Here is a 21,580-nt window from a genome sequence, read left to right as displayed (position 1 = left end):
CACTTCATAAAGGATAGCTGTAGAAATAAAAAAGCCGACTTTTAATACTCAATAGACTGAGGTAAAAATCGGCTTATTGCTTTTCAAATATTGAATAGCACGCTTGTATACTTACTCAGAAAATGGGTTTCTCAACACCATTGTATCGGCACGATCTGGGCCAGTTGATATAATATCGATAGGCACACCGGTAAGCTCTTCTAAACGTTTAATGTAGTTTTTGGCTGCCTGCGGTAAACCTTCATAGGTAGTTACGCCATAGGTGTTATCCGACCAACCTGGCATTTCTTCATACACTGGCGTTACTAAGTCGTATCCTTCAGCGGCTAACGGCGGAATAGTGCTTATGTTACCGTCTTTATCTTTATAGCCCGTACAAATGCTCAAGGTTTTTAAGCCGTCTAATACGTCCAGTTTAGTTAAACAAAATCCCGTTACCGAGTTAAGTTGAACCGCTCTGCGCATAGCAACCGCGTCGAACCAACCTGTTCTGCGCTTACGCCCAGTAGTTGCCCCAAATTCATGGCCTTTCACACCTAAATGTTGCCCAACTTCACAGTCTAGCTCGGTAGGGAAAGGGCCTGATCCGACGCGCGTGGTGTAAGCTTTAACGATGCCAAGGACATAATCGATGTTCAATGGTCCGAAACCTGCACCCGTTGCAACACCGCCTACCGTAGTATTAGATGACGTAACGTAAGGGTAAGTACCATGATCGATGTCTAATAAAGTGCCTTGGGCGCCTTCAAACATAATTGACTGTTTATTCTGGCGAGCCGTTTCGAGAAGGTCAGTTACATCAACCACCATAGACTGAAGTAAGTCGGCTACTGAAAGTGCTTCTTGCAATACTTCGTCATAATCCACCGCCACTTCTTTATAGTACTCGGTAAGCATGAAGTTGTGATAACCCAATACTTCTTTAAGCTTAATAGCAAACTCTTCTGGATTGAACAAATCACCCACTCTCAAGCCGCGACGAGACACTTTGTCTTCGTAGGCTGGACCAATTCCGCGCCCAGTAGTGCCGATCGCTTTGTTACCACGAGCTTTTTCGCGGGCAACATCCAAAGCGATATGAAAAGGTAGAATAAGCGGGCAGGCTTCACTTATCACTAAACGCTCTTTTACAGGAACGCCTTTCTCTTCGAGCATTGCCATTTCTTTCAGCAAGGCTTCTGGGCTAAGTACCACGCCGTTTCCAATCACACATTTTACGTTCTCACGTAAAATACCTGACGGAATAAGATGGAGGACGGTTTTTTCACCATCGATTACTAAAGTGTGCCCCGCATTGTGTCCGCCTTGATAGCGAACAACAAAAGAAGCTTGTTCTGTTAAAAGGTCTACAACCTTTCCCTTTCCTTCGTCACCCCATTGGGTGCCGAGTACAACAACGTTTTTAGCCATGGAAGATATTTGCATCAAAAAATTAGGCCGCGATTTTAGCAAAATTATGAGGAAAAAATCACCCCAATTTTGCTATTTATGCCTGCTTTACCAAGAAATATGCACTTACCGCGCCCACAACTACCATTACGCCGCCAATTCTTCGTAATGACTCTTTTGGCTGAAGCGCCATTTGCATCAAATATTGCTTCCATTTGCTGGGGATCAACAAGGGCATTGCACCCTCGATGATCAACAAAAAGCAAAGCGCTAACAAAAACGCGTCTAACATTCTTATCCCCGTTTAGTACAAAAGACTATAAATTTTACGGCGATATTGCGACTTCAATGGTTCACCATCGGGTAGCGCATTAATTATATCGAGGGTGATTTTTCTTGCATCGCCAAAACTCAGGTCCTTTTTCAATACACTCAACAACAATTCTAGGGCTTCTGCCGTTTTGTGAGCCTGATGTAGCTGCACCGCTAACTTTACCTTAATGTCTAGGTTTTCTGGATCTGCTTCTAAGTCAGCTTGAAGCTGTTTTAGTTCAGGTGATTCCGACGCCTGTTCTGCTAACTCAATTTTACCAACGATAATATTGTATTGAGCATCTTGGTCTACCAAAGTGATTGGCTCAAGTAACTTTTTCGCTAATGCACTTTGCCCTACTTCAACATAGCAGTCGGCTAATACTAAACGAATATCAACCCGTTCGTTATTCGCTTCAAAGGCTTGTTTGGCAAAACTAAAAGCACTGTGGTAATCACCATTTTGAATGCATTGAAGAGCTTCGTTTAAAAAACCATCTTCTGCTTTAGGAAGATGCTTTTCGAGCACATCACGTATTTGTTGCTCACTTTGTGGGCCAGCAAAGCCATCTATTGGTTGGCTGTCTTTCACCAAAATAACCGTAGGCAAGCCGCGCACTCCGAACTGTCCCGCTATCTCCTGCTGCTCATCGCAGTTTACTCGGGTATATAGGAGGCTTTCAGTGTACTCACTAGCAATCGCTTGTAAGACTGGCGTTAACTCGGTACAAGGCTCACTCCAAGGCGCCCAAAATTGCACCATCACAATTTTGCTCTTCGACTCTTCCAAAATGACTTGTTGAAAGTTTTCGAGGGTAATATCTAAAGGACTGTTATTCGCGCTAGCTAACATGCAATTTCTCGTTAATCGTTAATTACTAGCTAGTATGGGATTTATCGATAAGAAAACAAGACCAAAGAGCAGACAAGACACAATTGTTTGCTGATTTAAATGTGATAACATCAACGTTAATACTGGAAAAAAGCACTTAGAAAAGGAAGGAATAATGGAGAAGAAATACAACAGTTTCAGCGAGTTCTATCCTTATTACTTGTCGGAGCACGAGAATAAAACTTGCCGCTTATTACACTTTATCGGTTCATGCTTAGTTTTGGTGGTGATTGTCGCGGCGGTGCTTACGTCGACGTACTTGTATTTACTTTTGATCCCCCTTATTGGTTATGGCTTTGCATGGGTTGGTCACTTTTTTTACGAGCATAATAAACCCGCTACTTTTCAGTATCCCTTTTACAGCCTAATGGGCGATTGGGTGATGTTTAAAGACATTCTCATTGGTAAAATATCCTTAAGACAATAACAACTAAGTTAATTCTGAGGCTCGTTCATGCACGCTATCAGTGATAGTTACAACGCTAATGGCTATGTTGTTCTGAAGAAATTCTTTTCAGCGCATGAATTAAAGGCGCTACACGAGTGCGTATCTACTTTTCATGAACTATGGTTGATAGACAACGCCGACTTTTATCAGCAGCGGGCTATTAACTCTGCCTACCTAAGCTCGACGAAGTATCTTAATACTGCACAGCGAAGCGAATTATTCGCTTTTGTCTCTTCACATAAAATCATGCGGCTAGCCCATCAGGTATTACAAGGCAATTTCGCTTTTCTTAATACCCAATTATTCTTCGATCCAGCAAACAGCACGCAAAAAAACTACTGGCACCGTGACGCGCAATATCACTTAACACTTGAACAACAGAAAGCCATGCTTACACAGCCTGATGTTGTGCATTTCAGAGTGCCATTGGTTGACGAACCAGGTCTGGAGCTTGTGCCCGGCAGCCATAAACGGTGGGATAGCAAGGAAGAACTCGATGTTCGACTGGAAAGGAATGGGAAAACGCATCCAGAGCCTTTGAGTTCGGGCCATGTTCAAGCCCTTGATGCAGGTGATCTCATGATTTTCTCAGCAAACCTAATCCATCGAGGACTTTATAGTAAGACCAATAATAGGCTTGCTTTCGATTTTCTCTTCTGCCCTAACGACATAAAATACGCTGAATTTATTGATAGTGATTGCCTACCTACACATGAGCAACTTGACAACTTAGAAGCACCTCAAGTATTTAAAAATGCAATCGACCTTAAAGCCCGAATGTAAATTTTCTTTTGCTACTGCAAAGCTGTTCTATACTCTGAACTCATAGTAATTTTATGTAAATCAGCAGCAGTACTCTTCAAATGATCAATAAGGACATTCGTATGACTACAGACAATAAATCAAATTCCGAGCAACTTCCGGCAGAGCTTATTCCACAACAAGCCTTCGATTGGTACGACGAATATGCGCACGGTGATATTAATCGTCGAACCTTTTTATCTCGATTGGCAAGCCTTTCTATTGTGGGTTTATCGATGGGCGCTGTGTCGGGAGCACTGATCCCCAATTATGCTCAAGCGGAGCAAGTGAGTTTCAACGACCCGTCGATAAAAGCAAGTTACGAAGAGTTTGAATCGCCAAAGGGCCATGGCAAGGGTAACGGCTATTTAGTTGCACCTCGTGAAATGGAAAAAAACGCAGCAACAGTGCTCGTTGTGCACGAAAACCGCGGGCTCAACCCTTATATCAAAGATGTCGCTCGCAGACTCGCAAAAGCTGGTTTTATCGCATTTGCACCCGACGCCCTCTTTCCACTTGGTGGCTACCCAGGGAACGACGACGATGGCAGAAAAATGCAACGTAGCCTAGAACGCGACAAAATTGAACAAGACTTTATGGCGGCAGCATCATGGTTAAAATCTCATAAGGCTGGTACTGGAAAGTTGGGTGTCGTCGGCTTTTGCTTTGGCGGTTATATTAGCAATTTGCTAGCAGCAACGATGCCAAATGATATCGATGCCGCCGTGCCTTATTACGGCACGCCTGCAAAGGCAGAGTTACAAAGTGCAGTAAAAGGGCCTCTACTAATTCATTTTGCTGAGCAAGACAAAAGAGTTAATGCGAGTTGGGCTTCCTATAAAGCGGTGTTAGATTCAAATGAAGCCGACTACGATGCTCATATTTATGCTGGTGCTCAACATGGTTTTCACAATGACTCTACTAGCCGATATAGTCCAAAAGATGCCGAACTCTCTTGGCAACGAAGTATAGCATTTTTCAATAAACACCTTGCTTAAGCGTAGCTCGGTTCTCAAATAAAAAAAGCGAGTCACTTTGCAATGGCTCGCTTTTTCTAATGCAATCGAAGGTAAATTAGCTTTTCTTCTTGGTCAACCTCAACACTTTACCCTCAGTACTATCGGTTAGTAAGTAGATACTGCCATCGGGTGCTTGTTTCACATCACGAATGCGTTCGTTCAAATCTTTAATCACTTCGTGCTGACTAACCACTTTGTCACCATCTAAAACAATGCGATTAAGGTATCTAAACTTCAAAGAGCCTACAAGTAGGTTGCCCTTCCACTCTGGGAATTCGTCGCCATCGTAAAAAGCCATACCGCTGGGTGCAATTGATGGGTCCCAATAGGTAAGAGGTTGCTGCATGCCTGGCATTTCAGTCTTATCGGTAATAATACTGCCATTATAATTCACACCGTAGGTAATCGTTGGCCAACCGTAGTTATTACCTTTTCCTAGAATATTAATTTCATCGCCACCTTTTGGCCCATGCTCATGCGTCCAAACCTTACCTGTTTTATGATGAACAGCCATACCTTGAACATTTCTATGACCATAACTAAACAACTCAGGTGCGGGTCCAGCAACAAATGGATTATCATCAGGCACTGAGCCGTCATCATTTAATCTAACGACAGCGCCAATGTGATTACCCGTACTCTGGGCTTCCTCTTTCATCGAACCACGATCGCCAAGGGACACATAAAGGTGCTTGTTTCCGTCGAAGGCCAAACGACATCCAAAATGGTGCGCACTATCTACTTTTGGCAATGCTACAAAGATTTCTTTCACCTCGGTGAGAGCATTGCCAACTAATTTTCCGCGATGTACTTCACTGCCGCGCACTTTGCCATCAGCGACCGATAAGCACACATATACGTATTGATTGTTTTCGTAGTCTGGGTGTAGGGTAACGCCCAACATACCACCTTGGCCGAATACAGCCGCTTCCGGAAGGCCAAGGATAGGTTCGCTAAGCTCGCCATTGGCAGAGAGTTTACGAAGGCCACCAGCGCGCTCAGTAACAAGGGCGTCGCCATTGCTCATGAAAGCAATACTCCATGGGTTTTTTAAACCTGTGGCTATTTCGTCAACCTGCAGTTCAACGGCTGCTATATTTGCGCTCAATGCAATGCCAGCGCTTAGGCCAATAATTTTTTTCAACATGGACGTTTTCTCAATATTTAATGTAAATTTCACTTAATTAGAAACTATACGACGTAGCGCACACTTTGTATCAGCCTAAAGCATTGCTCTTAGCATCCAAGATGTCTTTTCGTGAATTCTCATGCGATCACCAATGAGAGCTGAGCTTGATTCATCGTCAAAGTCTTGCGCCATTTTTAATGCAACTCGGCAAGTACGCACCACGGCTTCATGGGCTTGCGTTAAAATGCTTATCATTTCGCTAGCATCAGGAACACCATCAACTTCTTTTACTGAACTCAGCTCAGCAAAGGCACGATAAGTGCCAGGAGCAGGAAAACCCAGTGTACGAATACGCTCGGCGATTTCGTCTACGGCAAGGGCTAGCTCGTTGTAATGCTCTTCAAACATTAAATGTAGCTCACGAAACTGTGGACCCGTCACATTCCAGTGAAAGTTGTGTGTTTGTAAATAAAGGGTATAAGAGTCGGCTAGTAAGCGACTCAGTTGGTGGGCAATTTGCGAACGATTCTCTTCGCTAATACCAATATCAATTTGACTCATGAGGCTCATGTGACTCTCCAAACAAATTTGACAAGGATGCGCCGAACTTGCCAGCGCAATAAGATATGACTGTAATAAACTAACGACCGTCTTTAACGGTTACGGGTACTCGTATGACTACGTTTCTCTCGAATATTAAGCTCAGAGTGAAAGTATCGCCTACCGCTAGCGGCTTCGACAAGCCCATTAACATCACGTGCTTACCACCAGATTGAAGTGATAACTTACTTCCTGCGGCAATCAGAAAGCCCTCTTCAGACTCTCGCATTTGCATCATGTCGTCTTTCATTAAGGTTTCATGCAGTTGTGCAGCGCTCGCTACCGTATCGGCTACGCGCACTTTTAAAAGCTTAACATCTCGTTTACTGTCATTGGTAATATCAAGGTAGATCGCGCCAGTTTTCGCCAACGCAAACGTAGCACGCGCCCACGCATCAGACACCGTAACTTTACCTTTAGGGCTTTTATGATCATGTGCGCTCACTTGAGCAGTAAACGCAGCAAACATGAGCATGAAAGACATTGCCCAAGCCAGTTTACAACAGCGTTTTTCCAAAATAACCCCTTTCATTACTATGAATATATTTATTGTTGGAAAAGTGTAACTTGGTCTGGGCATTAATCAAGTTATTTGGCCTGATCGCGTACCAATTGATCCATGAATCTCACTCCCCAACCTTGACTGCCTTTTGGCGCGACGTCGTTTCCAGCGTCTAACCAATCTACACCCGCAATATCAAGATGAACCCAAGGGAGGTCTTCATCAACAAAGGTTGCCACCACCGCAGCACCGATGCTAGCACCAGGGTTACCTGCTCCTGAATTCTTTATGTCTGCGATAGGCGATTTTATTTGCTCAAAATGATTTGGGTGCAGCGGAAGCGGCCATACGTGCTCTCCCGATTTCTTACCTACTTCCATCATTTGAGTAGACAGCTCAAAATCGCGAGTAATCACAGCAGCGTACTCATCGCTCAATGCTCTTGCAGCTGACCCCGTCAATGTAGCTATATTTAGCAACATTTTCGGCTTGTACTCCTGCTGAGCATAATGCACTGCGTCGGCTAAAATTAAACGACCTTCAGCGTCAGTGCTCATGATCTCAATGCTCACGCCTTTCATAGTTTCAAGTACATCGCCTGGGCGAATAGCATCTTGACTTGGCATGTTCTCGGCTAAAGGCATGAATCCGACTACATTAATGCTCTCTTCGCGTTTAGCTGCAGCATAAACTGCCCCTGCCACCGCTGCAGCACCCGATAAATCTGACTTCATTGCCCACATGCCGCTATTTGATTTTAAACTAATGCCGCCGGTATCAAAAGTGATGCCCTTACCTACCAAAGCAAGCGGCGCTTCGTTTTTGGCAGCGCCACGGTAGCTGATAACTAACAAGCGAGGATCGTTGATTGAGCCCTTACCTACGCCAGCTAAGGCGCCCATTCCCAACTTTTCGATGTCGCGCATGTCGAGCACGTCAATATCGATATTTTTCACACCTTTAAATTTAGCTTTTACATGCTTAACAAAAGCTTCAGGATACATATTTTTACCCGGCTCAGTGGCTAGATCACGAGCAAGGTGTACGCCTTGAGCAACGAAGAGCAAATCCGTATTGAATTTACTTGAGGCTGCACTTGCATTTTGCGTTACCAAGTTAATTGTGGATTCACCACTGCTCTTCTTTGTTTTGTATCTATCAAAGCTGTAATGACGCAACTGGTAGCCGTATGCAATATGTGCACTCGGGGTATTAATAGTCGTAGCAAGATTGTCGATATGAATATCTGCATTGAATGTTTTTGAGCTTGATTTTAATGCACCGGCAATCTTGCCGCCGAGGTTTTGTAAATCGGGGGCATCTAACTCGCCATCTTCATCATTCGTACCCACAATTAATAGTGATTCTGTGCCGGCAACCATCTGCAAATGTAGCGTTGAGCCAAAAGAAGCATCAAAATCGTTAAGCTTAATAAGGCTAAGGATTTGTCCGTTTGACTCTTGGTTGAGTTTAGCAAGTGCGCCATCTAGCTCTTGAGCATTATCGGCGAACACCACTTTCGTATTTGCATTTTCATTGAGGCTCTGAGTGAAATCGAATGTAGCATTTGCCATCGCGTTAGCACTCATAATAGAAGCAATACTAACGATACCTGTTGTTTTAACGACCTTGTTAAACAGTCCGGACACTTTTTTCATAAATATAATCTCAGTTGTATGGTTGATTAAGTTATTTATGAAAAGTGTAGTCTGGATTAACACCAATAAAAATACTGTTTAAATTGCAAATAGCATCGTGTTTTCCGATGCTTTAACAACATTCTTGGTGAACGAAAGGCTGATAAAGATAAGCTTGGGGAAAATGGTGCCGACTACCGGAATCGAACTGGTGACCTACTGATTACAAGTCAGTTGCTCTACCAACTGAGCTAAGTCGGCACACAAAGAGTGCGCTTTGTTAAGGAAGACTCCTAACAAAGCGATGCGTATTTTATGGATTAAGCGCTGCAAGTCAAGCTCTTATGATCAATTTGCTTGTAGTCTAGCTGCTTCCGCTTTAAGTTCCGGGAAGTGCTCAAGAGGTAAAAAGGCCAATAGATTATTAAGCTTATCGCCTAGCGCCTTATGTGAACTAGCCACGACGTTAATATGCCCCATTTTACGTTTAGCTCGCACTTCCTTTCCATACCAATGCAGGTGAGCACCCGGAATACTGATTAAATCGCGGCTGAAAGATGTGCAACCAATAATATTTACCATTGCACTAATGCTATGCGCATCTGTGCTTCCTAGGGGAAGATTCAATACAGCGCGTATGTGTTGTTCAAATTGACAGGTATCAGCGCCCTGCTGAGTCCAATGCCCCGAATTATGTACCCGCGGCGCTATTTCATTTACCAGCAGTTCATCGCCACATTGGAATAACTCGACAGCAAGCACACCAACGTAATCCATGCCTGTGGCTAGTGTATCGAATATCTTATTGGCTTTTTCTTGCAAACTTTCCGTTAGACCCGTAATAGGTGCAACCGATACATGTAACTGCCCTTGATGATGCAAGTTTTCAGCAAGGCTAAAACACTTAACATTGCCGTCTTTGTCTCTTGCGCCGATCAATGAGATTTCTCTATCAAAATCTTGCATGGTTTCGGCTACTAACGGTACTTTTTTCAAATCGAGGGCAGCAAACTCCGTACGCAGTTTGTCGAGGTCGGAAGCATCAGCCATGCGCCACTGACCATAACCATCATAGCCGTCGCGACTTGCTTTAAAAATAACTCTCTCACCCAAAGTACTGAGCACTTGATCAAGCTGACTCACATCGTTAATGATCATGTGCGGGCAATTCGGAATATTGTATTTCGATAACAAGGCTTTTTCACGAACGCGATCAGCGCCAGCCATAATAGATGCAATATTTGGATAGAGCTTTTGGCTTTTATCAGCGTCGACTAATAAGTGCTCTGGAACATGTTCGAATTCAACCGTGATTGCTTGGGCTTCTTCGATTGCATTGGCCAAGCTAATGCCGGTTGGCTTTTTAGAGACCGGATTGACCACAGTTTCCGTAGCCACGTCGACAGCGCTGACGATGACACCCAAGGGTGCTGCAGCAAGATACATCATTTGTGCAAGCTGGCCTGCGCCATAGACTAAAACTCTCAATCGTCTAATTCCAATGTTTGGTTTTGCATTACGGTATCGGTTTGTTTATTTCTAAAAGCGATAATAGCATCGCGAACTGCGGGTTCTTGTAGCGCTATTACCTGAGCTGCCAACAAACCTGCGTTCGCAGCGCCAGCTTCGCCAATAGCCAAAGTGCCTACTGCAACACCTTTAGGCATTTGCACGATCGATAGTAGAGAATCAAGACCATTCAGTTGACTTGAGCGGACAGGACAACCAAATACAGGAATATGAGTGTGAGCGGCAATCATGCCTGGTAAATGCGCAGCACCACCAGCTCCAGCAATGATAACTTGTATACCTTTCTCTGCTGCGGTTTCAGCAAACTCAACTAGCAAATTTGGAGTACGGTGGGCGGAAACAACCTTAGCTTCAAAAGACACACCAAGCTCTTTTAACATTAGAGCTGCTTTTTGCATTGTAGGCCAATCAGAAGTTGAGCCCATCACGATTGCGACTTGCGCCATTTTAAATACCACTTAGTTAGGTAAGCCAAAGAGCAGAAGTTTTTCTTGGCCATTAAAAAAGCACGATATTATACGCAATATCGTGCTTTTTTATAGCAATAATTGACGCTTAATTTGGCGCCTATCACTCTTTTTACACTCTATTTACTCGCGTTCATGTAGTCTAGCGTCATATTAGTCAGTAACTTAACGCCTAGTTTCATGCCACTATCATCAACAAAGAACTCTGGAGTATGGTGAGCTGGAGAATCTTCTTCCGAAACATCAAGAGGTTTTCCACCTACCCAAAGATAAACGCCTGGCACTTCTTGCTGGAAGAAAGAAAAATCTTCCGCGCCAGTCACCGCTTTGGAGTTAATCACGTTTTCTTGGCCTGCTGTGCGCACTAAGGTCGGCAGCACTTTATCCATCAAATCATGATCATTGAAAGTAATTGGGTAGCTATAATCCAAAGGCAAAGTCACCTCAGCTTCGGCTCTCATACTATCTGCTATTCCTTTAACCTTGCGTGGGATTGCTTCATACATATGGTCGCGCGCCGCTTTGTTAAGCGTACGAATAGTACCTACCATCGTTACTTCGTTTGGAATAATATTCGAGCGATTGCCGCCATGAATAGAGCCAATCGTTACCACTGCAGCGTCGTCAATGACTTTGATTTCTCGACTCACCACGGTTTGCAATGCCATTATAATCTGCGCTGAAGTAGTGATTGGATCGACACTTTTCCATGGATAAGCACCATGCGCCTGTTTGCCTTTTACCACTATTTTGAATGGGTCGACTGCAGCCATAATACCGCCATGTCGATAACGAACCTTGCCGACATCGGTATTCGCACTGATATGTAGACCAAATATAACATCTACATCAGGGTTCTTTAATACACCTTCCTCAACCATGACTTCTGCACCACCGCGCTCTCCGGTAGGTGCTCCCTCTTCCGCTGGCTGAAAGATAAACTTCACTTTACCACGCAGTTCACCCTTCATATCGGTAAGTATTTTTGCTGCTCCCATTAGCATAGCCATGTGCGTATCGTGTCCACAAGCATGCATAACTGGCACTTCGTTACCATCCAACATGCCAGTTGCAGTAGACTTAAAAGGTAAATCGTTTATCTCAGGTACCGGCAAGCCATCCATGTCGGCACGTAAGGCAACCGTTGGTCCTGGCTTCCCAGAATCTAGCACCGCAACCACGCCCGTAATAGCAACGCCTGTTTGCACTTCAAGACCTAAACCACGCAGGTACTTTTCAATGTACTTTGCGGTTTCAAATTCTCTATTCGAGAGTTCTGGATTCTGATGCAGATGATGGCGCCACTTAATAACTTGGGGCTCAATTTTGTCGGCCATTGCGGCTACGTCAGCAACGCCGTGATTGTGTGCTGAACTGATTGTAGCAAAAGAGCCTAAACTCATCGCTAGGACTAAAGGAAGTAACGCTTTCATAATTTGCCTTATTGTTGTTTTTATCAATGCCTGGGGAGTTACGATATCGCATCTTGCTAATGAATAAAATCACAATTTGTGAGCTCTCACGTCGGCGCTACAAAGTCGTTCAAAAAATTCAATCGCCCATGTCGTCTCTATTGCTGCCAAGTGGCAGCTCCTTTAGATATATTGGTTATTCCCTTATTGACAATTTAAAATAGAACTCGCTCGGTAAACCTATACTTTATAAATGCTTGTATCCAAAAAGCTACCAATGTGTACCAGTCAAAAAAACCATTTTTACAAAGGTGAGATTCGTAGATTCCGTTAGCCTAATTAATGAGTTTAATGTTGCCAGTTCTTGGTCATCTAAGAAGACTAAAAATAGACCATCTTTGAAAGCTAATATCGCGTCTTCAATCGCCTTATTTTCATCTACAATGGTTTTATTAGTGATATCCCCAAAACTAACCTTACCATGTTCCAATTGATCAGAGATTTGCTGGGAGCTAAGAAAAGAAGTCAGAGAAGCGTGGCCCGTATCAGCAAGCTCTGATTCTCTTCTTTTTTCATTGTAACGTCTAACTTCACTTCTGACGCACGCTTCGATCAGCTCTTGCAAAGAACTTGGACTACAATCGAGTGTTAATACAATCGACAGAACTTTCTTTTTACCCAGCTTCTTTAGTTTAATCTCAATATTCATATCTACTCACTGTAATCCGTCACAAGTTAAAATAAGAAGCACCCACAAAGCTAATTCTAATCATTGTTATGTCTATTTATTAATTTGAGAAAGGATCGTCGGGTCTTGTATTTTATTGTCTTCGGCCAAAAGTTTCATTTTAGATATTAGCTCTGCCGACTTAGGATCATCATCCACAAAAGGCAAAAACACCCGTCCTCTGTGCTGACTTTGTACGGCAATAATATTCAAGTCTAAACCCCTTCGCTGCACGCGAGCACTGCCTAAGTGCAGACTATATTCTGCTAAACTGCCTTTTATAACAATATGACGCTCTTTCACCTCAACGTTATTCAACTTAAACAAACGCGCTGATTCTTTTGCTAGCACCGCGCGCATTTGCATGGTGCTATGACTTGCCTCTGGGTCAACTTGACCAACATGCGCTACGCTTACGACTAAATCAAGGTCGCGCATGACTTCACTAAAAATCACCGGCGGAATGTCTTTAAGCGGAATGTTTGTGTAGTCTTTTAGCGAATGAAACGACACGTACTCTATGGTTGGCGCTTCAATATCAGCTGGCGAAAACCAATCGGCCATGGCGTAAATAGTAGCCATAAAACCATGCTTGTGAAATACCTTTTGTAAGCCCTCTTCATAAGATACCGTCCAGCCCCTACGCCGCAGCAAAGCCACGGTTTGTGCTGGCTGAACTTGGTAGCCTTGATAGCGTTCTGAGCGATTCCCACGTTCTTTTTCATCATCAGTTAATATATACAACTCGCGGAAAACTTGCTTAAAAACTTGGCTAATTTTGTGCTCAAAAAGATATGCTTGATAATCACTCCACAAGCCAATGTGTTGCAAATGCGCGCTGTGCGCAATCACGAGTTTATCGGTTTCATCTATTTTATGATGTTGCCCTTTTGCATCTACAAGCTCGCCGTCTTGATAAAATCCAGAGCTTTGCGCGCTTTGATTAAATAACACTATTTTACCCAGCATCACTTTTACAATCGGATGCTGCATAATTTTTTCAATTTCATTGCGAGAGAACACATCCTCGCGCAGCATGGCGTTTTCTAGTGAGTCTCGCGTTCTTGCATATTGCTTAGTAAGATAGGTCTTCCCGTCTTTCAAGCTTTGCACTTTTTTGTCTTTTTTGTACTTGGCGGGTATCGACTTTTGCGTTTTATCTCCCTTTTGCACAAGGATCTGCGCTTTGCCATGCTCATCAATACAAAGCGACATACTCACATCATCAAATTCGACTTGGGCCTTATCCATTATTGCCTGTGTTGCCTTACCTTCCATTGCCCACTCAAAGCGAACGCGATCATCATAGCCAGCGTTTCTGGCTAAGTTGTCTAGGGCAATCTCACAGGCAATGCGCTCGCTTTCTTGGCGCTGGGCACCAAATTGCTTGCTCTCTTTAAGAAAGGTTTGAATAAGGTTGTAACGCTTTAATAAGTCTTTCTCAGGAACCGTCTTACTCAGTGGAATAAGCCCTAAGGCACGTAAATAGTCTTTGTCTCGTTTATCGATGACTTTTTTAGTGGTCTCGGTAATTTTTACCTCACCCAACATTACGCTTGAATATAACTTCACCTGTCGGTGACCATTGCCGTCGCTGATGTATTTTGCGGCTTCGTGAAATAACTTCCAATTTGATTTGCCAAGCGATGTATACACTTGATTGAACCAATCTATGTCAATTGCACCGTTTCTAAAATCTTGAATGCTTATTGAAGAATAGCGTGCGATCTCAGTTTCTTTTCTTGCATTGCTATAATCACTGGCATGAGCATGAAACCACCAAACCGCTTTGGTAAAATTGTCTATTTTTAAATAACGCCCTATCCAATCTGCCCATTGTGTGGCATAGCACGCAAGTTCAACAAGGCGGCTTTTGCTAAGCGCGGCTTCATCAAGACTTCTGCTAAATTGCTCAAAGGTTTCTTCTTTTGCAGGGCTGCTAGAGACCAAAATATGACTGAACGATACCTTCTTACTATCAGAGTGATAACTATAACCTCGGTCAAAGCTCTCTTTACCTAAACGAGTTAATGCTTCAAGCATATATTCATAGCTCGTAAAGTCCGTCAACCAATTGATGTATGCGGTAGCTTCGGTTTTGAGATCGCCCCGCGCTAGCTCTACCTCAAGCAACCTATGTTTAAGAGCTTGCATTTGTTGTGAGGGTAAATTCAGTCCTTTAAGGGACTGCTGGTGACGGTGTTGTTGCCCATTTAGTATTTCTAACATTTGCCGGTCGAAAAGACCTGAAAGTATTAAGTTATCTGCGTCTAACAACTGTTTATTATAAAGCTTAATTGCAAATATTGGGTCTATTGTGCCAACTCTCATACTGTCACGAAAATTCTTAGACGCCAGCGATGTCGCCAACAAATTTTCGAAGGATTTTACGGGCGACGGGAATGCAACGCGATGAGAAAACAAGTAACAGCACAAGTCATAATAGCGCAAAGCCATATCTGGAGTTTTGTTAATCAACCCATCTATGTCAACGGTAAAATTAAAGAAGTCAGAATTGGTAATAACTTCTACCCACGTTTTGTTTTCTTGCCAATAGCTGCTTTTACCCAAGTTGATTGTTTTCAAATCGCTAGGACAGCAAGCAACCATGTCTTCAACACACTCAATGCAAAAAACGCTTAGCAGCTGCTGATCGCAAAATGCTGACGCCAAGGCGCTTAAAATGTTTTTAACTGAGTTATTTTTATTGTGATAAAAGAACTCTTTGGTTTTTTCTAGCTTGATACCACTTAAATTTGGATAGTAGGACTGCACAAAGTCTTTTAATTTATTTGAATTATGATGCTGAATGCCATGTGGATCGACATAAGTGCAAGCATAAAACATTTCGTAATCATTGAGCGCTGCTTCGCGATACCACCTTTCCCACACCTCCGCCAGCGCAAAATATGAGTACTTTTCTTGCGGTGTTAATCCGTCTAAGTCATGTTTGGTGTACGAGCAATTGTTTGCGACTAAATATGTATTCGTTTCTCCTCGCCAGCTCTCGCAGGTAAATTCAACATCTCGGTGTTGTTCTAATAATTCATACAAAGCATTAACTTGTTTAACTATCTTTTTTGCATCAACAAAATCATTAATAAACGCGCTTTGTGAGCTTTTCAATAAATTTGAAAGACTCTTTTTTGGTGTTAGAGTAGGTTGCGGGTCAATAAGCGGCCTAACTTTGCTAAAATCTACGACGCCAAATGCGTTTTCAAGAGTGTAGGCGTTTGTTGCCTTTGGCTCAAAATGCGCCAGCAACACTTCTTCATTTTTACTAAAGCTTGCTCGTGATTTAAATTGCTCAATTTTTTGATCAACAAAGTTTTTTGCAAGATCTTTTTTATCCAAACTGGTCAGTATTTCAAGCCCAGCTAAACGTTGATTGACATTACTCGCACTTAATAAGTTATCGGTGACCGCAATCAAATCATCTTGCTTTTGGTTGAGTAATATTTTCAGCAAGCTCGCTCGTAGTTCTTTATTCTGGCGCGCAAGTAAATCCACTAAGGTAGAGAATTCTGCTTGGCTGATGTCAAGTTGTGACAAGCAGCTTAGCCCAGTATACATAACCGACATATTACGGTCTTTTATGGCTTGATATATTAATGCTCGCTGCCAATGGCCCGATGGAATATTAAGCGCTCTATCTTTCGATTTCTTAGCAGAGTCTTTTGCGGTAGATAAATAATCGTAAGAGCCATACGAAAAGTGCTTAGGAAATATTTTACGCATTAGTTGTTCACGAGCTTCGCTAGGTATGCGAGTAATATTTGAAGCTAATATTTGCAATTGTTCCTCAGACGCCTGCGTGACTAATAAGCTGTAAAAGTGCGCAGGACTTATTTCATAGTGTTGCCATTCAAATACGTCGCCACCGAAACGTTTTCCTTTACTTGGCAGAGCGTCGGCACTTTGTCTTACCTTATCGAAAAATTCAGGCTGCCAATTAAACGGGGGCGTATTTTCAAGCAACCAATAATCTATTTCTATATCCTCTCCCCAATTCTCAAGCATATAGTCAACCAAAGCGGGGGCATGTTGTTCTGTAGAAGAGATAAAAAACAAGGCAACGAGTTTATTGTGTTTGGCCGCGTCTTTACTTGCTATTACTGAATACGCCTTATTCACTGCTTTGACAGCATCAAAAACACCTTCCGCCCAATAAGCTACATAAGCGTCAAGGTTGTTTTTGCTAGTAAACGCTTCTTCTCGCTCTTCGCCGCACTCTAAAAAGCGTTGAGCAAGCCTAAGCGTTTGGGTCACTGTTTTCTTCTTTGCGGCTTCCCAGCCGAACCCAAACCATGCATCAACAGCACGTATGACACTGCTAAAACGGGATAAATCGTGTTCTAAAATAAGGTCTATAAAATATTTGAGTGCTGATACATTAGTTTCATCGGTCGATTCTAAAATACTTTGTCGCAAACCCTCTTGGCGCTGCGCGGCTAATAACAATCGTCCTACTAAATGCCAATGTTTTTTATCTTCACTCAACAGTAATGCTTTTAATAAATCTCTAGAGACCGCACCTAGTTCATCTTCGTTGTTGATGATATCGGTCACTACGGTCTCAAGCGCAGGTTCATTACTTTTATCTTTCAACGCCAGAGTAATTAGATATGACAAACTATGATGTGGATAGTGAGGCAACAAACGTACTAGCTCCACAAACGAACAATCGCGGAATCCAGCACAGGCGCCTATGTTAATGTCTCTTAAGCGCATGATGGCATTATTTATATGAATTTCATTCTTGGCTATTCGATATGAGCGGCGATAAAAGTGTTGTTGGTAAGGTAAGGTAAATATAAGGTCCCATAGATCTGGAATGTATGACGACCATAATTGCCCGAATAGTTTTAGGCCTAGCTTTTTACCTTCCTTGCTTTGCCAAGGGTTTATATCAAGGTTCTTTCCGAAAGCATCTTGATAGGTTTTAACAACATTAATTTCTTCATAATTTCTTAAGTACAAAGACTGTGTGATGAGCTTTCCTAAAATCTGATATTGATGCGAAAACCCTGCAAACGATTCATTTTTAAAATTGATTTTAGACTTTGCGCTTAAGATTTCTTCGGCTTGTTCTAGTGTTAGCATTATTAAATCCTTTCCTTGCCATCTTCTAACATGACTGTTCCCTGTTTGTCTGTATTTTTGCCTATTTAACCTTATCTGCAAAGTGTTTTTTGACTTTCAAAAAAAGAATATGCAAAGAGGTAAGTATCGGGCTGGGTTGGTTCAATATATAGCTTGTGATACTGCGCAAGTTAGAGAAAACCATAACGGATACTAGGGCTTCGTTATGGACGTCGCGCTTAGCGCTTTCATGAGTTAATGCGCAGGGCAAAGCGAGATTATAAAACGCGCGACACCTTCGGCGTTATTATCATCAGTACCCACAATCGAGTGTAGCTCACCACCACAACTTTTTATCATGCTCATCGAAGCGATATTGCTCTCATAACAATGAACATGTAGCGCTGATATGCCTAGCAACTTTGCTTCGTTCATACATAGGCCTAGCAATTTTGTGCTGAGGCCTCTGCCTCGATAACTAGGGCGAATCCCTAGGCCAACATGCCCGCCAATATGTTTAATATTATCGTTCAAATAATGTCGAAGGTTCACTACGCCAATAATTTCTTCGTTATGCACTAGCCACCAAGTGGAACTTGGCACGTAGCCTTGGGGAATATTCACGCCTTTGGCAAAGTCTTCATTGCGCTGCAGCATTGCAACAAAATCACTGTGGTCGAAGTCGAGGGGAAAAGGGTAACGCTCTTCTTCACCCAACTCTTGTATGTAACTTATATAGCTTTGTTTGTAACGTAGGCAGGGCTTAACAAGTTCCATGGTTTTACCTTTTATTAAAAACAAAAAAACTGGCTGCACAATGAAGTTGAGCCAGTTTCTATAATACTTTTGAAAGACTTAGCCTTTCTGGCGTTTCATTGAATCAAAGAATTCATCATTAGTTTTCGTCATCGAAAGGCGGCCAATGAGAAACTCCATGGCATCAATCTCAGACATCTCATGTACAATTTTGCGCAAGATCCACATTTTTTGTAGCTCGTCTTGAGTGGTAAGTAATTCTTCACGACGCGTGCCTGAACGGTTAAAGTCAATAGCAGGGAAAACACGCTTCTCAGCAATCTTACGGTTAAGGTGTAGTTCCATGTTACCTGTACCCTTAAACTCTTCGTAAATAACTTCATCCATTTTTGAGCCGGTGTCGATAAGTGCGGTGGCAATAATCGTTAAACTGCCCCCCTCTTCCACGTTACGCGCAGCGCCAAAGAAGCGCTTAGGCTTGTGCAATGCGTTGGCATCAACACCACCAGTAAGTACTTTACCAGATGAGGGAATAACGGTGTTGTAAGCACGTGCCAAACGCGTGATTGAATCAAGTAAGATAACAACATCTTTTTTGTGTTCGACCAAACGCTTGGCTTTTTCAATCACCATTTCAGCTACCTGAACATGGCGACTAGCAGGCTCGTCGAAAGTCGAAGCAATAACTTCACCTTGAACCAAACGCTGCATTTCAGTAACTTCTTCCGGACGTTCGTCAATGAGCAATACCATTAACTGACATTCTGGGTGATTAGCCGCAATTGATTGAGCAATGTTCTGTAGTAAAAGCGTTTTACCTGCTTTTGGCGGCGCTACAATTAGGCCACGCTGACCACGGCCAATGGGTGATGCCAAATCGAGTACACGCGCGGTGATATCTTCAGTACTACCATTTCCACGTTGCAGTCTAAAACGCTCATTAGCATGCAAAGGTGTTAAGTTTTCGAAGAGTATCTTATTGCGAGAGTTTTCAGGTTTGTCGAAGTTTACTTCACGTATCTTCAGTAGTGCAAAATAACGCTCACTGTCTTTCGGTGGACGTATTTTCCCAGCGATCGTGTCGCCTGTACGAAGGTTGAAACGACGAATTTGACTCGGCGAAACATAGATGTCGTCGGGGCCAGCTAAATAAGAGCTATCGCCTGAACGCAAAAAGCCGAAGCCATCTTGCAAGATTTCTAGTACACCATCTCCAAAGATATCTTCACCGCCTTTGGCGTGAGATTTCAGGATAGAAAAAATAATGTCTTGTTTTCTAGCGCGTGCTAGATTTTCCAAGCCCATTTCGCTAGACAGTTTTACAAGTTCGCTAATAGGTTTGCTTTTTAATTCGGTCAAATTCATATTGGTGGGTCTTTGTGTTTAGGTTCAGCACTACAGCGTATTGAATACGGTATAACGGCTTTGCCTTGTCAAAAGTAGTCTCTGGTTAGTTTTCGTTTATCGAAGTTTGATTTTAGTATTTCGAGTTCAAAGAAAGTGAAACTGATGAATGAGCACGTAAGGTGTTCACTAATGATGTATCACTAGTCGAAGAACAGGAATTTAAAAAAAGGTTCGCTCGGATGAGCACAGTGCAAAGTTAGCACTAAATATAGTTATCGTCCAGTTTTACAAAAAAATAACTATTTTTTGCCCTGCATTTCTCTTTTATTACTCACTTGGCCGCGGCAACTTACCATCAACAGTGAATTGCTGAAGCTCAAACTGGGTATTCAGCTTCGTATTTGCAGAGCAATAAAAAATGATTCGCTCAGGCGTTTGCTTCACTTCCCAATGAAGCTCATTCTCAGGTTCACCTTTGATAGCGTTGAGGTAAAACACAGCAATATGCTTTGCGTTACTCTCTCGCGCAGAATAATAAGAAAAGGCATCGATATTTTCATTTCGTAAAAACTGACCAATACGCTGCGTATAGCTGTAATCAGACTTATTCTGCAGCGCAGCTTGAGTCTCATCATCCTCAAGCAAGCAAAGGTTTGCGTAGCGCTGAGTAGATACCATAGCCGAAAACGAGGTCTTTTTATTGTTGATGCTGCCTAAAAATGGAGTGTCACTTCTACTCATAAAATAAAAGCTATAAAACGCAGATTCTAACAAGGCACTGCGTAATTGATGACTAGCATAAAACAGAGAAGGCTCAAACCTCCGGCCAAAACGCGAACCATATTTCAACGGCGGATAACGAAAAGGTGTTTTTAGTAAATAGTGTCGGTGTGCCTGATCAGCGTGAGGGGGCAATACTGGCTTAGCGTTTTCAATGATATCTTCAAGTAAGGCATGCTCTTCAAGCGTATCGACCAAGCGCATTGTTGCTACTGATTCTTGCGATTCTACCACTCTAAATACGCGCTTGGTGGCACTACTGGTAATTGATGAAAGAGGTATCAAGTGCGCCCACGCATTGAATCTAGATATTCAGCGGTATTGATGAGGCCGACAATATTTTTCATATTATCGATTGGCGGCCGCCCCATAAAGTCCTTATTGTTAGTATTTAACCAATGTTTTATCGCATCACTAGAGCCGCCCAAAATAGTATACAAAGAACGATAGATCCTGATCAGTATCACTGCCGTTTCATAAACTCTGTTTTGCTTCATATCCATGCGTTTTTGCATACGTGATACCGTAGCGGCATCTGCGCCAATAATTTGCCCAATCACTTCTTGTGACACACCCAGCTCATCTTTCACATTGAATAGGGCTTTTGTGACCACTTGCGTTGGCGTACTACTGTGCTCTTCGATAGATGCGTGCATGCGCTGCTCCTAATGATTGTTAGTTGTGAGTATAATTAAACGATAATGCATTTGCAAACATTCAGATAAAATAATGATAATGCACGAGAACAGA

General features: G+C 42.7%; 19 protein-coding genes and 1 tRNA gene. 3 read left to right on the top strand and 17 right to left on the bottom strand.

Features of this window, described 5'->3' with window-relative positions:
• Positions 1–111: 111 nt before the first annotated feature.
• The 3 genes from ISG33_RS11405 to ISG33_RS11395 all read right to left on the bottom strand — a co-directional run bounded on the left by ISG33_RS11405 (position 112) and on the right by ISG33_RS11395 (position 2,554).
• The gene (locus ISG33_RS11405) at positions 112–1,410 is read right to left on the bottom strand and encodes an adenylosuccinate synthase (RefSeq protein ID WP_195733798.1); all 1,299 of its coding nucleotides are present in this window, start codon (positions 1,408–1,410) and stop codon (positions 112–114) included.
• A gap of 76 nt (positions 1,411–1,486) precedes the next feature.
• The gene (locus ISG33_RS11400; protein WP_195733701.1) at positions 1,487–1,681 is read right to left on the bottom strand and encodes a DUF2065 family protein; all 195 of its coding nucleotides are present in this window, start codon (positions 1,679–1,681) and stop codon (positions 1,487–1,489) included.
• A 12-nt stretch (positions 1,682–1,693) separates the two neighbouring features.
• On the bottom strand, positions 1,694–2,554 hold the full coding sequence (locus ISG33_RS11395) for a thioredoxin family protein (RefSeq protein ID WP_195733700.1): 861 nt from the start codon (positions 2,552–2,554) through the stop codon (positions 1,694–1,696).
• 154 nt (positions 2,555–2,708) lie between these two features.
• Here ISG33_RS11395 and ISG33_RS11390 point away from each other — a divergent pair, with 154 nt between their 5' ends.
• From ISG33_RS11390 to ISG33_RS11380, 3 genes are all read left to right on the top strand, one after another.
• Positions 2,709–3,020, top strand: a complete 312-nt coding sequence (locus ISG33_RS11390; RefSeq protein WP_195733699.1) for an Mpo1-like protein — start codon at positions 2,709–2,711, stop codon at positions 3,018–3,020.
• Between the two features lie 27 nt (positions 3,021–3,047).
• Complete coding sequence (locus ISG33_RS11385) at positions 3,048–3,824, top strand: phytanoyl-CoA dioxygenase family protein (RefSeq protein WP_195733698.1); 777 nt, start codon at positions 3,048–3,050, stop codon at positions 3,822–3,824.
• 101 nt (positions 3,825–3,925) lie between these two features.
• A complete protein-coding gene (locus ISG33_RS11380; protein WP_195733697.1) occupies positions 3,926–4,840 on the top strand; it encodes a dienelactone hydrolase family protein in 915 nt (304 codons plus the stop codon).
• Positions 4,841–4,916: 76 nt separating this feature from the next.
• On the opposite strand, the gene ISG33_RS11375 is transcribed toward ISG33_RS11380, so the two are convergent.
• The 14 genes from ISG33_RS11375 to ISG33_RS11310 all read right to left on the bottom strand — a co-directional run bounded on the left by ISG33_RS11375 (position 4,917) and on the right by ISG33_RS11310 (position 21,486).
• A complete protein-coding gene (locus ISG33_RS11375; protein WP_195733696.1) occupies positions 4,917–6,008 on the bottom strand; it encodes a PQQ-dependent sugar dehydrogenase in 1,092 nt (363 codons plus the stop codon).
• Between the two features lie 75 nt (positions 6,009–6,083).
• Positions 6,084–6,551, bottom strand: a complete 468-nt coding sequence (locus tag ISG33_RS11370; RefSeq protein ID WP_195733797.1) for a Dps family protein — start codon at positions 6,549–6,551, stop codon at positions 6,084–6,086.
• 79 nt (positions 6,552–6,630) lie between these two features.
• The gene (locus ISG33_RS11365; protein ID WP_229333548.1) at positions 6,631–7,107 is read right to left on the bottom strand and encodes a copper chaperone PCu(A)C; all 477 of its coding nucleotides are present in this window, start codon (positions 7,105–7,107) and stop codon (positions 6,631–6,633) included.
• 71 nt (positions 7,108–7,178) lie between these two features.
• The gene (locus tag ISG33_RS11360; protein ID WP_229333547.1) at positions 7,179–8,750 is read right to left on the bottom strand and encodes a leucyl aminopeptidase family protein; all 1,572 of its coding nucleotides are present in this window, start codon (positions 8,748–8,750) and stop codon (positions 7,179–7,181) included.
• A 164-nt stretch (positions 8,751–8,914) separates the two neighbouring features.
• A tRNA-Thr gene (locus ISG33_RS11355) sits at positions 8,915–8,990 on the bottom strand.
• 87 nt (positions 8,991–9,077) lie between these two features.
• Positions 9,078–10,217, bottom strand: coding sequence for a 5-(carboxyamino)imidazole ribonucleotide synthase (locus ISG33_RS11350; RefSeq protein WP_195733694.1), 1,140 nt, complete (start codon positions 10,215–10,217; stop codon positions 9,078–9,080).
• Positions 10,214–10,705 (bottom strand): 5-(carboxyamino)imidazole ribonucleotide mutase, encoded by a 492-nt coding sequence (gene purE, locus ISG33_RS11345; protein WP_195733693.1) that lies wholly within the window; start codon positions 10,703–10,705, stop codon positions 10,214–10,216. The genes ISG33_RS11350 and purE overlap by 4 nt, the downstream gene beginning before the upstream one ends.
• A gap of 140 nt (positions 10,706–10,845) precedes the next feature.
• The gene (locus tag ISG33_RS11340; protein WP_195733692.1) at positions 10,846–12,159 is read right to left on the bottom strand and encodes an amidohydrolase; all 1,314 of its coding nucleotides are present in this window, start codon (positions 12,157–12,159) and stop codon (positions 10,846–10,848) included.
• A gap of 250 nt (positions 12,160–12,409) precedes the next feature.
• Positions 12,410–12,847: a hypothetical protein gene (locus ISG33_RS11335; protein ID WP_195733691.1), complete on the bottom strand. Its 438-nt coding sequence runs from the start codon at positions 12,845–12,847 to the stop codon at positions 12,410–12,412.
• Positions 12,848–12,919: 72 nt separating this feature from the next.
• Entirely contained in the window at positions 12,920–17,968 is a 5,049-nt protein-coding gene (locus ISG33_RS11330) for a DUF4132 domain-containing protein (protein ID WP_195733690.1), read from the bottom strand.
• A 234-nt stretch (positions 17,969–18,202) separates the two neighbouring features.
• The gene (locus ISG33_RS11325) at positions 18,203–18,724 is read right to left on the bottom strand and encodes a GNAT family N-acetyltransferase (RefSeq protein ID WP_195733689.1); all 522 of its coding nucleotides are present in this window, start codon (positions 18,722–18,724) and stop codon (positions 18,203–18,205) included.
• A gap of 78 nt (positions 18,725–18,802) precedes the next feature.
• The gene (gene rho, locus ISG33_RS11320) at positions 18,803–20,068 is read right to left on the bottom strand and encodes a transcription termination factor Rho (protein ID WP_195733688.1); all 1,266 of its coding nucleotides are present in this window, start codon (positions 20,066–20,068) and stop codon (positions 18,803–18,805) included.
• Positions 20,069–20,377: 309 nt separating this feature from the next.
• Positions 20,378–21,115 carry an RES family NAD+ phosphorylase gene (locus ISG33_RS11315; protein WP_195733687.1) on the bottom strand — a complete coding sequence of 246 codons (738 nt, stop codon included), beginning with the start codon at positions 21,113–21,115 and terminating at the stop codon, positions 20,378–20,380.
• Positions 21,112–21,486, bottom strand: coding sequence for an MbcA/ParS/Xre antitoxin family protein (locus ISG33_RS11310; RefSeq protein ID WP_195733686.1), 375 nt, complete (start codon positions 21,484–21,486; stop codon positions 21,112–21,114). Before ISG33_RS11310 ends, ISG33_RS11315 begins: the two co-directional genes overlap by 4 nt.
• Between the last annotated feature and the right edge of the window lie 94 nt (positions 21,487–21,580).

The organism is Marinibium conchae, assembly GCF_015595035.1.
Classification (GTDB): Bacteria; Pseudomonadota; Gammaproteobacteria; order Enterobacterales; family Alteromonadaceae; genus Glaciecola.
The sequence above is the reverse complement of the archived record's forward strand: the minus strand, read 5'-3'. Positions and strand labels throughout refer to the sequence as shown.